The following is a 14,147-nucleotide window of genomic DNA, read 5'->3' as shown; positions in this document are numbered from 1 at the left end:
CAGCACGTCGAGGATCAGGAAGCAGCCCGAGTCCTTGCGGTCCTCGGTCAGGAACGCCATGCCTTGGCGCATCGCCGCCGACGGCGAACCGATGGCCACAGGCTGCCCGCCGATGCGGATCTCGCCCTTCGTCGCCGGGACCACGCCGAACAGCGCTTCGGCCACATTCGACCGACCAGAGCCGACCAACCCGGCCAGCCCCAGGATTTCCCCGGCGCGCAGATCGAAGCTCACGCCACTGAAGATGCCGTCCACACCCAGGTTCTTCACCGACAGCACCACCTCGCCGATCGGCACCGTTTCCTTGGGGAACATCTGCGTCACCTCGCGGCCCACCATCATCTTGATGATGTCGTCGCGGGTGACCTCGGAGGACAGTTTGGTGTCGATGTACTTGCCATCCCGGAACACCGACACCTCGTCGGCGATCTCGAACAGCTCGTTCATCTTGTGCGTGATGTAGACGATGCCTTTGCCCTGGGCACGCAGCTGCCGGATGATGCGGAACAGGTGCCCCACCTCGGTCTCGGTCAGCGCGGACGTCGGCTCGTCCATGATCAGCACATCGGAGTTGAACGACACCGCCTTGGCAATCTCGACCATCTGCCGGCTGGCGATGGACAGGCTGCGCACCTCGGCCTCCGGGTCGATGTCGATGGCGAGGCGGTCGAACAGCGCCTGTGTCTGCTGGCGCAGCACGGCGTGGTCGACGAAGCCGAAGCGGTTGAGCGGCTCGCGGCGGATCCAGATGTTTTCCGCCACCGTCATGAAGGGCATCAGGTTGAGTTCCTGATGGATCATCGCGATGCCCTGGTTCAGTGCGTCGAGCGGACCGCGCAGCGTCACCGGCTGCCCCTTCAGGCGGATCTCGCCCTGGTCGGGCGTGTAGATGCCGGCGATGATCTTCATCAGGGTCGACTTGCCGGCACCGTTCTCGCCCATCAGCGCGTGAACGGTGCCTGCACGCAGGCGCAGGCGCACGTTGTCCAGTGCGACCACGCCCGGGAAGGCCTTGCGGATGCCCTCGATTTCCAGCAATACAGTCTCAGACATCCTCAAGTACCTTCAACCTTCAGACCTTCAGGTGTGGTTCCGGCTCAGTTCTTGCCGGTGTACTTGGCCAGGTTGGCCGGCGTCACCAGCTCGAACGGCACGTTCACGAAACGCTCGACCGGCTGCTTCTTGATCAGCTTGATCGCGGCGTCCACGGCACCCGAACCCTGACCGGCAGCGTTCTGGAACACGGTCACCTTCAGGTCACCGGCCTTCATCGAGGCCAGCGCGTCCGGCGTGGCGTCGATGCCGGCGACGATCGAAGCGGAGGTCCACTTCTTGGCGGCCTTCAGCGCGTTGATGGCGCCGATGGCCATCTCGTCGTTGTTGGCGATGATGGCGTCGAACTTCACGCCCGACGACAGCCAGTTGGTGGTGATGTCCTGGCCCTTGGTGCGGTCCCAGGCGCCTTCACGCTTGTCGACGATCTTCATGCCGGAGCAATCGCTGGTCTTGACCACTTCCTCGATGTCCTTGGTGCGGGTGCGGGCCGCTTCGTTGGACAGCTCGCCCATCAGCACCAGGATCTCGCCCTTGCCCTTGAGCAGGCGGCAGACTTCCTGGGTTTCCAGCGTGCCCGAGACCTTCTCGTCCGAGGCCACGAACGCCACGCCAGCGGGCAGCTTGTCGAAGTCCACCGGCTTGCGGTTGACGTAGACCAGCGGGATCTTGGCGTCGGTCACCATCTTGGTGATCTTGGGGGTCGCGTCGGTGTCGACCGGGTTGACGATGATCGCGTCCACCTTCTGGGCGATCAGGTTCTGGATCTGGCTGAGCTGCTTGCCCACGTCGTTGCCAGCATCTTCGACCTGCACGCTGGCGCCGGCCTTCTTGCCTGCGTCGAGCGTGCCGTTCTTCAGGATCGTCAGGAAGGTGTCGAGCTGGGCCATCGCCAGACCGATCTTCTGGGCGTGGGCCATCGGGGATGCCAGGGAACCCGCGACAGCGGCGGCAATCAGCAGTTTCTTCATGATCTCGGTCTCCTCTATGTATGACAGACGGGGCGCCTCGGCGCCACCCGGGTGGATTGGCTGAGCACTGCGTGAAGCACTGCTCAACACGGTGCCACTGTAGCGCCCGGCTCCAGAATTTTGGAAATAGATTTCTAAGGAAATACACCTAGGGAATTCAATTTCCGAAGACCCTAGACTCGGCGCCAACCTTTGCACACCCTACGCACATGCCCTTTCCGGGCGGGACGTCCCCGATGAGCACCTTGAACTTCCCCTCCGATCGTCCGATCGACCTGGCCTGTCTGGGCCGGGTCGCGGTCGATTTCTATGCCCAGCAGTTCGGCAGCCGCCTGGAGGACGCCCGCAGCATGGCGATGTACCTCGGTGGATCCTCCGGCAACCTGGCCTTCGGCGTGGCCCGGCTCGGGCTGCGCAGCGCGATGATTTCGCGGGTCGGCAACGAGCAGATGGGGAACTTCCTGCGCGAATCCCTGCAGCGCGAAGGCTGCGACGTGAGCCAGCTCCAGACCGATCCCGAGCGCCTGACCGCCCTCGTCCTGCTGGGCCTGAAGGACCGCGACACCTTCCCGCTGCTCTTCGTGCGCGAGAACTGCGCCGACATGGCCGTCAACGCCGACGAGATCAGCGAGGACTTCATCGCCGGCTGCCGCGCCCTGGCCATCACGGGCACGCACCTGTCCACGCCAACCACACGCCGTGCCGCGACCACCGCCCTGGCCTATGCGAAGCGGCATGGCGCCATGCGCGTGCTCGACATCGACTACCGCCCGGTGCTGTGGGGCCTGACCAGCCGTGGCGCGGGCGAGAACCGCTTCGTGCCGGACGCCAACGTCACGCTGCAGCTCCAGCAGGTGCTGGACCAGTTCGATCTGCTGGTCGGCACCGAGGAGGAGTTCTTCATCGCCGGCGGCCATCCGGAGGACCTGATGGCCTCGCTGCGGGCGGTGCGCGAGGTGTCGGCCGCCAAGCTGGTGGTCAAGCGCGGCGCCCTGGGCTGCTGCGTCATCGAGGGCGCCATTCCGGTGGCGATCGAGGATGCACCGACCTTCCGCGGCGAGCGCGTCGAGGTGCTGAACGTGCTGGGGGCGGGCGACGCCTTCCTGTCGGGCCTGATGACCGGGCTGCTGCAGGGCAAGGACTGGGCTGAATCAACCCGCATCGCCAACGCCTGCGGCGCCATCGTCGTCTCGCGCCATGCCTGCTCGGCCGCGATGCCGACACCCGCCGAACTCGACCACTGGTTCAGTGGCAGCCGCAATCCCAAGGTCGATGCCGACGCCCAGCTCGCCCACCTGCACCGCGTCACCGCACCGGCCCGCCCGGACTGGAGCGAGTTGTGCGTGATGGCCTTCGACCACCGCAGCCAGTTCTACGACATCGCCCGTGAAGCCGGTGCCGAGGAAAGCCGCATCCCCACGCTCAAGAAGCTGCTGGTGCGCGCCGCCGAGCAGGTCGAGCGCAGCCACCAGCTGCAGGGCCACGTCGGCGTGCTGATCGATGGCGGCGACTACGGCCGCGACGCACTGGCCAGCGCCACCGGCCGCGGCTGGTGGGTCGGCCGCCCGGTGGAGCTGCCCGGCTCGCGCCCGCTGCGCTTCGACGGCACCCGCTCGGTCGGCACGGCGCTGATCCACTGGCCGACGGAGCAGGTCGTCAAGTGCCTCGTGCATTACCACCCGGACGACACCCCGGCGCTGCGCGTGGCGCAGGAGCAGACCGTGCTCGAACTCTGGGAAGCCACCCGCGAGAGCGGCAACGAGCTGCTGCTGGAGATCATTCCGCCGAAGGCCATGACGCCGGCCGGCACCGAGGACGCCGCCGTGCTGCGCGCCGTCAAGCGGTTCTACAACCTCGGCGTGAAGCCCGAGTGGTGGAAGCTCGCGCCGATGAGCGCCGACGGCTGGACACAGCTCGCTGCGCTGGTGGCCGAGCGCGACCCGCACTGCCGCGGCGCCGTCATCCTGGGCCTGAACCAGCCGCTGCAATACCTCGCCGACAGCTTCGTCCACGCCACCAACCCCATCGTCAAGGGCTTCATGGTCGGCCGCTCGCTGTGGGTCGAAGCCTCGCAGCAGTGGTTCCGGGGCGAGCTCGACGACAAGACCTTCATCGACACCGTGGCACAGAATTTCGCCACCCTCGTCGACGCCTGGAAACGCCGCAAGGCCACGGCCACCTGAACACCATGCACAACACCATCCGACTCACCGTCAGCCAGGCGCTGGTGCGCTATCTGGCGGCGCTGCGCGTGGAACTCACCCACGTGGACGGCTCCACCGAGGTCGTGCCCTACGTCGGCGGCGCCTTCGCCATCTTCGGCCACGGCAACGTGACCGGCCTGGGCGAATCGCTGCACCAGGTGCGCGACCAGCTCCCCACCTACCGCGCCCACAACGAGCAAGGCATGGCCAACGCGGCCATCGCCTACGCCAAGGCCAACTTCCGCCAGCGCATCATGGCGGTCACCTCCAGCATCGGCCCCGGCGCCACCAACATGGTGACCTCGGCGGCGCTGGCGCACGTCGGGCGGCTGCCGGTGCTGCTGCTGCCGGGCGATGTGTTCGTCACGCGGCTGCCGGACCCGGTGCTCCAGCAGGTCGAGGACTTCGAGCAGGGCGATGTCAGCGCCAACGACTGCTTCCGCCCGGTGACGCGCTACTTCGACCGCATCACCCGCCCCGAGCAGTTGCTGGTGGCGCTGCCGCGGGCGATCCAGGTGCTGACCGACCCGGCGCAGTGCGGGCCGGTGTGCCTGGCGCTGCCGCAGGACGTGCAGACCTTCGCGTTCGACTGGCCAACGGAGTTCTTCGAGCCGGCGGTGATCCGCTTCCGCCGCCCGCCGGCGGAACAGCGCGCACTGGACGAGGCCGTCGCGCTGCTGAACTCGGCGAAGAAGCCGATGCTGGTGGCCGGCGGCGGCGTGCTCTACAGCCAGGCGTGGGCGGCACTGCGCGACTTCGCGGACGCGCACGGCATCCCGGTCGTCGAGTCGCAGGCCGGCAAGGGCAGCCTCGCCTGGGACCACCCGCTCAACCTCGGTGCGATCGGCGTCACCGGCTCGCCCGCGGCCAACGCGGCGGCGGCCGAGTGCGACGTGGTGTTCGCCGTCGGCACCCGGCTGCAGGACTTCACCACCGGCTCGCACGCGCTGTTCAGCCACGCCAAGCTGCTGAGCCTGAACGTGCAGCCCCTCGACGCCGGCAAGAAGCGCGGGCAAGCCCTGGTCGCCGATGCCCGCGCCGGACTCGCGCAGTTGTCGGCCGCTTTGGGCGACTGGCGCGCCGACGAAGGCTGGACCGCGACGAGCCGTACACGCGCCGCTGCGTGGGTCGCCCGCGTGACCGAGCTGACGCTGAACGTACCGACCGACACGCTGCCCTATGACGCCGAGGTGATCGGCGCGGTGCGCGAATCGGCAGCGGACGTCGGGCTGGACAGCGGCACGAAGGACCTGGTGGTCTGCGCGGCCGGCACGCTGCCCGCCGAGCTGCACAAGCTCTGGCGCAGCGGCCTGCCCGGCAACTACCACATGGACTACGCCTTCTCGACCATGGGCTACGAGGTCGCGGGCGGTCTGGGTGCCAAGCTGGCGCGGCCCGAGCGCGAGGTCTTCGTCCTCGTCGGCGACGGCTCCTACATGATGCTCAACGCCGAACTCGCCACCTCGGTGATGCTCGGCCAGAAGATCATCGTCGTCCTGCTCGACAACCGCGGCTACGGCTGCATCGAGCGGCTGCAGGTGAACTCCGGCGGCGCGAGCTTCAACAACATGCTCGACGACTGCATCCCGGCAGGGGGCCAGCCCTCGTCGATCGACTTCGCGATGCACGGCCGCTCGATGGGCGCCGAGGCGGTCCATGTCAAGGACGTGGCCGAGCTGCGCTGCGAGCTGGCCCGCGCCCGCGCCGCGACGACATCGCAGGTGCTCGTCATCGACACGACGCATCGCCGCACGACGAACGATGGCGGCACCTGGTGGGAAGTCGCGCTGCCCGAGGTGTCGCCCCGCCCCGAAGCGATGGCCGCGCAGGCCCGCTACGTCGAAGCCAAGAAGAAGCAATTTCACTGACTTTCACCGAACCCGAATCACTGGAACCGCACATGACCTGGAACGTCCGCATCGGCATCAACCCCATCTCCTGGATGAACGATGACCTGCCCGCCCTCGGCGGCGAAACCCCGCTGGAAACCGCCCTCTCCGAAGGCGCCGAGATCGGCTACGAAGGCTTCGAACTCGGCAACAAGTTCCCCAAGGACGGCCCCGGCCTGAAGGCCAAGCTCGACGAATTCGGCGTGGCCTGCGTCTCGGGCTGGTACTCGGGTTTCCTGGCCGAGGACACGGTGGAAGCCGAGATCGCCCGCTGCATCGCGCACATGGCCAAGCTGCAGTTCAACGGCGCCAACGTGGTCGTCTACGGCGAGTGCGCCGGCACCGTGCAGGGCCAGATCGACACGCCCGTCAGCAAGCGCCCGACCTTCCGCGACGCCGCGGCGTGGCAAGCCTACGCCGAGCGCCTGAACGCCTTCGGCCAGCACCTGATCGAGACCTACGGCATCCGGCTGGCCTACCACCACCACATGGGCGCCTACGTCGAGTCACCCGCCGACATCGACCAGCTCATGGCGCTGACCGACCCGGCCAAGGTCTTCCTGCTCTATGACACCGGCCACGCCTATTTCGGGGGTGCTGCCGACCCGCTGGTGCCGCTGAAGAAGCACCTGTCGCGCGTGGTCCATGTGCATTGCAAGGACGTGCGCCCTGCCGTCATCGCCCAGGCACGCAACGACGGCTGGAGCTTCCTGAACGGCGTCATCAACGGCACCTTCACGGTGCCCGGCGACGGTGTGATCGATTACGACGCGGTGCTGACCACGCTGAAGGACGCTGGCTACGAAGGCTGGCTGGTGGTCGAGGCCGAGCAAGATCCAGCCGTCGCGCCGAGTTACCAGTACGCCAAGAAGGGCCACGACACGCTGCGGGCGATCGTGAACCGCCTGAGCGCCTGAACGCAGGCCTGCAGTTCCTCCAAGGATTCCCATGAGCCTCCTCGTCAAGGCCGCACCCGGCCGCGAAATCTGTGAAATCACCCCGGAGCGTGCCGGCTGGACGCATGTGGGTTTCCGCGCATTGCGGCTGGCCGCGGGCGACCACGAAACGCTCGACACGGGCACGCGCGAACTGTGCCTGGTGGTGTTGACGGGCACCGTCGAGGTGCAGGTCGGTGACACCGTGTTCGCGGGGCTGGGTTCGCGCGACAGTGTCTTCGCCGAGCAGTCGCCGGACGCGCTGTATGTGCCCGGTGGTCGGATGCTGACCATCACCGCCACCCGCGACAGCGAGGTCGCGCTGTGCAGTGCGCCGAGCAAGGGTGGCAAGGCTGTGCGGCGCATCGACGGCAGCACCATGCGGCGCAGCGTGCGCGGCAAGGGCTCCAACACGCGCTACGTCTGCGACATCCTGCCGCAGGACGACCCGACCGCCGACCACCTGCTGGTGGTCGAAGTCATCACACCGGCCGGCCATTCCAGCAGCTACCCCCCGCACAAGCACGACCGCGATGTGCCGCCGGAAGAAACTCTGCTCGAAGAGACGTATTACCACCGCCTGAATCCCCCCCAGGGTTTCGCATTTCAGCGCGTCTATACCGACGACCGCAGTATTGACGAGGCCTGCGCAGTGGAAAACCACGACGTCGTGATGGTTCCTCGCGGGTATCACCCCTGCGTGGCTCCGCATGGCTACGACCTGTATTACCTGAATGTCATGGCCGGCCCCGGACGCCTCTGGCATTTCAAGAACGATCCCGCCCATGAGTGGATGGTGGGGCTGTAACGTCGTGGAATCGCGACAAGGATGTTCCCTAGGTTTCCAGCTAAATCACTTTGATGTAAAAACGCAAACGTTTACGCCGCGCCCTGTGAAGTCCTGTCTTGGCTGACTTTGCAGGCATTCACCGGCGAAAAACGCGACGTAACCCGCTTGTTGCATGAACGTGTCCTGCTTCCGCATCCGGACCACGCAGCACACAATTCAGTCACCAACCGGATGTTGCACCGAAGCGACAATTTTGGAAAACCAAGGGTCATCCTTAGGTAAATCAAAATTGATTAGTTGCTAATGTTCGTTACCCAAGGTCGAGTATTCGACCATCTTCCCGCAACGAAAGAGGAGTCTGACCATGATCCGCAAAACCCAATTCGCCGTGGCTGTTGCCGCCCTGATGGCTGCTCCGGCTTTCGCCGGCACCACGGTTGATGCCAACGCCGAATTCGATACTGGCTACTACAACCAGGGCCGTGGTTCGCAGCAAGGCGGCCGCATCGAAGTGAATATCGCCGGCAAGGCCGAAAAGGACGGCTACTTCGTCGCTGGCCGCGGCACGGCCATCCTGGCCAAGGGCACCAACAACACGGCTGGCGTGGACGACGCATGGGTCCAGATCGGCAGCTCGATGGTCGACGTCAAGCTGGGCCGCTTCGAAGCTGCGGACCTGTGGCCGACCCCGGGTGACGTCGTGCGCGTTGGTGGCATCTACACCACCAACATCCTGCGCGGCCGTGCCACCTACAACAACGTCTACGCCGACGACCGCTTCCACGCTGCCGTGACCGCCAACCTGGCTCCGGGCACCTCGCTGGAAGTCGGCCTGGTCGACAAGAAGAGCGTCGGTGGCGTTGCTGCCAGCGCCAAGGGCATCCGCCCGTCGATCGGCTTCTCGGCTGGTGGCATCAATGCGCGCGTCGGTGGCGAGTTCGGCTCCATGGGTGACGGCGCTGGCAACACGTCGTCCTTCAATGGTCTGGGCGCAACCGCTTCGATGGCCTTCATGCCTGGCGTGACGGGTCGCATCAACCTGGCCTCGGGCAAGACCAACTCGACCGCTGCAGTGGCCGAGCTGAAGCGCAGTGCCATGCTGCTGGGCGTTGACGTCGCTGGCGTGAACCTGAGCGTTGAAACCGGCAAGGACACCCAAGGCGCGGTCACCACCAAGCGCAATGGCCTGTTCGCTGCCTACACCATGCCGCTGTTCGACATCAAGGGCGCTTCGGTTGCTCCGGCCATCGGCACCCAGTCGACCGACGTGAACGGCGTCAAGACCACCGACACCCGTCTGGCTGTCCGCGTTCACTACGACTTCTGATCGAACGCGTCGCTGACGCCGACGATTCAACGTTTTCGGGGTCCACGGTTCTAGTGGTCCTGAGGGGGTGGCATAGAGTGCTGCCACCCTTTCTTGGTGAGCGCCCGCAGGGTGCTCACCTTTTTTTATGCCTGAACGAACCATGCCGTCCATGTTGAACGTCGCCCTGATCGGATTCGGCTATGTCGGCCAGACCTTCCATGCACCGCTGATCGACAGCGTCGATGGACTCTCGCTCGCGCTGGTCGCCTCCGGCGATGCCGGCAAGGTCCACGCATGCTGGCCACAGGTGCGTGTCACGGCCGATTACCTGGCCGCCGCCACCGACCCGGCGATCGACCTCGTCGTCATCGCCAGCCCCAACGACAGCCACTACCCGCTCGCCTGTGCCGCGCTGCTGGCCGGCAAGCATGTGGTGATCGACAAGCCATTCACCGTCTCGATGGACGAGGCACGCGACCTGGTGGCACTCGCCAAGATGCACGGACGCCTGCTCTCCGTGTTCCACAACCGGCGCTGGGACGGTGACTTCCTCGGCGCACAGGCCGCGCTGCACAGCGGTGCGCTGGGCGACGTGCGCGAATGCCTGTCCCGCTTCGACCGCTTCGCCCCCGTGCCACGGGACCGCTGGCGCGAGCGGCCCGGTCCGGGTGCGGGTCTGTGGTTCGACCTGGGGCCGCATGTGGTCGACCAGGCGCTGTGCCTGTTCGGACTGCCGCAGACCGTGATGGCCGACATGGCGGGGCTGCGCGACGGCGCCGCAGGCGTGGTGGACTGGGCGCAGGTCGTGCTCGGCTACGACGCAGGCGGCGTGCAACGCCGGGTGACGCTGCACGTGACACGGCTGGCCGCCTGGGCTTCGCCACGCTTCGAACTGCACGGCACCGCCGGCAGCTGGCTCTCGACCGGGCTGGACACGCAGGAAGACCAGTTGAAGGCCGGCATGCGGCCGGGTGCGCCCGACTGGGGCACCGACCCGCGGCCAGCCCTGCAGGTGCTCGGCACGGCCGCCCCCGCCGAGGTGCCGCGTCCGCGGGGCGACTACCGCCAGTACTACCTCGGCATCCGCGACGCACTGCGCGGCACCGGCCTCAACCCGGTGCCAGCCACCGAGGCGCTGCAGGTCATGGCAGTGATGGACTGTGCGATGCGCAGTGCGGCCGAAGGCCGCACGCTGCGCTTCGAGCCGGCCTGAGCCGGCCACCCGCGCTCACCCCTCCGCCTCGACCGGCTCCGGCGTCATCAGGAAGGCCAGCGCCGCCATCACGCACTGGGCGACTGCGTGCGGCGGGCTGGCGTAGAACGCCGACCAGGCCACGCCGCGGTGCTCGTTGTAGTCTGGCGCGGCGTCGTCAGCGTCGCGCGGGAGCAGCGACTGCTCCCACCCCTGCCGCACGGCCACGCCCACCAGCACGTCCATCACCAGCAGCCCTTCGCCCTGCAGCTGCGGATTGGCGCGGCAGATGTCGGACACGGCCACCAGCGCCTCGATCGTGAGCTGGCGGTACTCGGGCGCCTGGATCTTGTTGAGCAGGTCCTCCACCTGCAGCGCGAAGCCCCGCTCCGACGGCGTCATGTCGGCGCGCGCCACGCGGCTGTCGACGCGGTTGCGGCTGTCGAGCTGGTCGCCGATGACCAGCCCGGGGAAATGCCGCAGCACCTGCCAGACGCGGGTGTAGAAGTCCTCCGGCAGCCGGGTGATGACGCCTTGCACCTCGCGCCACGCCAGCCAGCCGCCGACGCTCTGGTCCAGCACCGGATCGGCCGACGCCGGGAAATGCACCGTCGCCAGCCCCGCCGCGCGGCCTGTGCCGTCGCGGCTGATGCGGCCATGCAGCGACTGCAGGCGCAGCAGGTTGCGGTTCATGTCCTGCTCGTGGGCGATGACCTCGCGCAGGCGGGTCAGGATCGCGTGCGGGCTCAGGCTGAGCAGGAAGTCGAAGGCCTCGGCCTGCGTCAGCTCGTGCTCGCGCGCCAGCCAGCCGGTGATGAGCAGGATCAGGTACCAGGCACGCAGCGTCAGCGTGCCCTTGAACAGCGCTGCGTCCGCCTTGATCAGCACCCCCAGCAGCAGCACGATCTCCTGCAGCAGCACCCGCGCACGCGGATCATCGCCGCCATAGCGGCAGATGCGTTCGTGGATCTCGGCGCTGCCCATCGGCCGCCCGATCATGGCCCCTTCGCCGTAGGCCCGGCCGACCACCACCCGCTTCTGGCGCACGACGATCTGGGCCACCGCCTCTTCGAGCGCGTCGTCATGCAGTCCGAGCACGCCGGCCGAGCGGCGGATCAACCCCCATTTGCGGCCATGGCAGGCGCGGGCGTGGAACTCCAGCACCATCTGGCCGACCGAGCGCCCCTGATCGGTGCCCCACTGCGCCCCGCCACGGCGCACCAGCAGGCCGAGGATCTCGATCTGCTCGTACGGATTGCGGCTGCGGTCCAGCCGGTGGAGCAGCACCTGGGGATCCGCCTCGTGCTCCAGCGCAGCCGCACGCGCAGGGGTCAGCGGCCGGGTCGCACCCTCCTCCCAGCGCAGATCAGACGGCAGGCGCGCACCCGCAGCCGCAGGCAGTTCGGCGGTCACGGCCCAGGGTGCCGTGTCGAGCCAGTCCATGCGCGTGGTGCGCACGCGCGGCAGCAGCGAGGCCAGCGGCCCGACCTCGACACCCGCCATGTCGTCGCGCCCGAGTTCCTTCAGGAAATTCAGCAGCACCTCGGCGCTGTTGGCGCCCAGCATGGCCTCGCCGATCAGCAGCAGCAGCAGCGGCTGGCCCTGCTGGTCGCGCACCTGCCAGTGGCGGCGCAGCGCGGCGATCTCGGCGCGGATCTCGTCGACCAGCAGCCGGTTGTCCAGCGTCAGGTAGAAGCCCTGGCGGCTGTAGAACGCGGGCAGGAACACGATCGTCTGCGCGTCGCCACCGTCGGTCGCGGCCAGCGTGAAGACCTGGCTGGTGACGAGACTGTCGAGGCGCTCGATCGGCCGGCCCGTCAGCCCGAGGCGGTCCACCCGCCCCAGCTCGGCCAGCGCCAGCGCCAGATCGTCGGCATAGCGCACCTGCAGCGGCTGGACCTGCTCGGGCGTCTCGCAGGCAATGCCGTGCGAGGCCAGCCGGGCCTGCACCAGCCGGTCTGCGCCCAGCACGGCGACCTGCACCCGCACCTGCTCGCGCGCGGCCTCGATCATGGCCTTGGAGGCCGCGTCGCTCGGGCCACGCCCGCGCGGCAGCAGATCGCGTGCCGTCACGTACCGGTCGTGCACCAGCACACCGACGAGGTACAGGCTCTGCGCCCACACCAGCGGCACGTTGTCGTTGGGCTCGCGGCGCTGGCTGCGGGGCTCCAGCCGCTCGGCATCCACCAGCGGGGCCGGAACGAAGTACAGCTCCGGCAGCAGGCGCACGCCGTCCTGCTCGACCATCAGCGCATCCAGACGCGCCCGGTAGTCGCGCGCTGCCGCCTGGTCGCCACGCAGCGCCGCATCCAGCAGCAGGTAGCAGAAGAACAGCGGCCACTCGGACTCGATGTGCGCGAACTGCTCCAGTTCACCCGGCTCATAGTGCAGTCGGCTGTGGTCCTCGGTCACGGTCTGGTGACCATCGCGCAGGAAACGCTTGCAACCGTAGCGGCCCTGCAGCTTGGTGACGATCTCGGCCCGGGTGCGCTCGACCAGCGCGGCGTCGCCCACCGCAAACGCCGGGAAGCCGATGATGGACAGCAGCGCGGCGTCCGTCTCCTTGGACTCGGACTCGCGCGGCAGCAGGCTCTCCAGCGTGTGGCGGGCCTGCGCGATGGCATCGGCCGGCACATGGATGCGCGGGCTGTCCGCGCCGGGCATGAGCCGTGCGCCGTTGACCACCTCCAGCGCCGCCTTGGCCATGCCGACCGAGCTGGCGTTGACCTCCGCCTGGCCGTCGTTGCGCTTGTGGCCGCGCTCCCAGATGCCGTAGTCGGGCGTGCGCCAGGCGTGTGCCAGATACCAGACCAGGTTCTGCACGAAGTTCAGTTCGTCCCGGTCGCGCACGATCGACAGGCCGCCCGCGCTCATCTGCGCGAGCATCAGCAGGAAGATCGCAGTCGCGTCGATCTGCAGGTGCCCCCACTCGGTGTCGCCGACCACCGGCTCGCCGGACTGGGTCGAGTACTTGGCGTGGAGCGCATCGTGCGGATGCTGGGTGCGCTTGAAGCGCTCGACCTTGTGCGCCTGCCGCATCATCGCCGCCAGCAGGCCACGCATCAGGCGGGTCGTGGCGGCGTCGAGATCGTCGGCCTGCACCGTGTCGTGGGCGCGCCAGGCACGGCCCAGTGCCCAGACGGCCAGGATGCTGTAGACGTTGTCGCGCACCCAGGCGTGGGTGTAGTCGCCATGGACCGTGATGGCGGTGCTGGCGGGCAGCAGGCCCGTGGTCGGGTCCTGCCGGGACAGGATGACAGTGCGTGCCTGCTGGGTGAGTCTTTGAAGATGGGCGTGTGTGGTCATTGCCAGCCACTTTAGCAATTCACATGCCGCTCACACCCCACGGGGCACCAGCCACACCATCTGGTACGGCGCCAGCGTGACGGATGCGCGGGCATCGAACGCCGACTGGCCGATCAGATCGACCATCCGCTCCGGCGCGGCCGAGAACACCTCGGCCGCGACCGTCTGCGGGTGTTCGCTGAAGTTGCCGAGCACCAGCACGCCACCCTGCGCACCATCGCGCAGGTAACCCAGCACCGACGGATTCTTGGTGTAGAACGGCACGAGGTGGCCACCCGCCAGTGCCGGCAGGTGCCGCCGCAGCGCGATGAGGTGGCGCAGACCGGCATGGATGCGCCCGGCATCGGTGCTCGGGTCGCGCCGATCGGCGTAGCGGCGTTCGTCGCGGGCCGGGCGGTGCACCCAGCGGCTGTCGCCAGCCTTGCCGGGATCGCTGAGATAGCGGTGGTCGTCGAGCGTGCCGACTTCGTCGCCGAGGTAGATCAGCGGAATGCCGCC

General features: G+C 67.7%; 10 protein-coding genes. 6 read left to right on the top strand and 4 right to left on the bottom strand.

Annotated features, from left to right (window positions below):
• Together AB3X43_RS00800 and AB3X43_RS00795 are read right to left on the bottom strand one after the other, a co-directional pair.
• Positions 1-1,053 (bottom strand): sugar ABC transporter ATP-binding protein (locus AB3X43_RS00800; protein WP_369427995.1); only part of this gene is annotated, 1,053 nt, incomplete at its 3' end.
• Positions 1,054-1,097: 44 nt separating this feature from the next.
• Complete coding sequence (locus tag AB3X43_RS00795; RefSeq protein ID WP_369427994.1) at positions 1,098-2,024, bottom strand: sugar ABC transporter substrate-binding protein; 927 nt, start codon at positions 2,022-2,024, stop codon at positions 1,098-1,100.
• 236 nt (positions 2,025-2,260) lie between these two features.
• On the opposite strand from AB3X43_RS00795, the gene AB3X43_RS00790 reads away from it, so the two are divergent.
• From AB3X43_RS00790 to AB3X43_RS00765, 6 genes are all read left to right on the top strand, one after another.
• Complete coding sequence (locus tag AB3X43_RS00790) at positions 2,261-4,207, top strand: bifunctional 5-dehydro-2-deoxygluconokinase/5-dehydro-2-deoxyphosphogluconate aldolase (RefSeq protein WP_369427993.1); 1,947 nt, start codon at positions 2,261-2,263, stop codon at positions 4,205-4,207.
• Positions 4,208-4,212: 5 nt separating this feature from the next.
• Entirely contained in the window at positions 4,213-6,096 is a 1,884-nt protein-coding gene (iolD, locus tag AB3X43_RS00785) for a 3D-(3,5/4)-trihydroxycyclohexane-1,2-dione acylhydrolase (decyclizing) (RefSeq protein WP_369427992.1), read from the top strand.
• A gap of 32 nt (positions 6,097-6,128) precedes the next feature.
• Positions 6,129-7,034, top strand: coding sequence for a myo-inosose-2 dehydratase (gene iolE / locus AB3X43_RS00780; RefSeq protein ID WP_369427991.1), 906 nt, complete (start codon positions 6,129-6,131; stop codon positions 7,032-7,034).
• A 31-nt stretch (positions 7,035-7,065) separates the two neighbouring features.
• Positions 7,066-7,860 carry a 5-deoxy-glucuronate isomerase gene (gene iolB, locus AB3X43_RS00775; protein ID WP_473965039.1) on the top strand — a complete coding sequence of 265 codons (795 nt, stop codon included), beginning with the start codon at positions 7,066-7,068 and terminating at the stop codon, positions 7,858-7,860.
• A 346-nt stretch (positions 7,861-8,206) separates the two neighbouring features.
• A complete protein-coding gene (locus tag AB3X43_RS00770; RefSeq protein WP_369427990.1) occupies positions 8,207-9,169 on the top strand; it encodes a carbohydrate porin in 963 nt (320 codons plus the stop codon).
• 151 nt (positions 9,170-9,320) lie between these two features.
• Positions 9,321-10,364, top strand: a complete 1,044-nt coding sequence (locus tag AB3X43_RS00765; RefSeq protein ID WP_369427989.1) for an oxidoreductase — start codon at positions 9,321-9,323, stop codon at positions 10,362-10,364.
• Between the two features lie 15 nt (positions 10,365-10,379).
• Here the strand turns inward: AB3X43_RS00765 and AB3X43_RS00760 are convergent, their stop codons facing one another.
• Positions 10,380-13,649 carry a glycoside hydrolase family 15 protein gene (locus AB3X43_RS00760; protein ID WP_369427988.1) on the bottom strand — a complete coding sequence of 1,090 codons (3,270 nt, stop codon included), beginning with the start codon at positions 13,647-13,649 and terminating at the stop codon, positions 10,380-10,382.
• 30 nt (positions 13,650-13,679) lie between these two features.
• The coding region (locus tag AB3X43_RS00755) for an alpha-glucosidase C-terminal domain-containing protein (RefSeq protein ID WP_369427987.1) at positions 13,680-14,147 on the bottom strand (468 nt) is incomplete at its 5' end.

It is taken from the genome of Sphaerotilus sp., assembly GCF_041083715.1.
Lineage (GTDB): Bacteria > Pseudomonadota > Gammaproteobacteria > Burkholderiales > Burkholderiaceae_C > Sphaerotilus.
The sequence above is the reverse complement of the archived record's forward strand: the minus strand, read 5'-3'. Positions and strand labels throughout refer to the sequence as shown.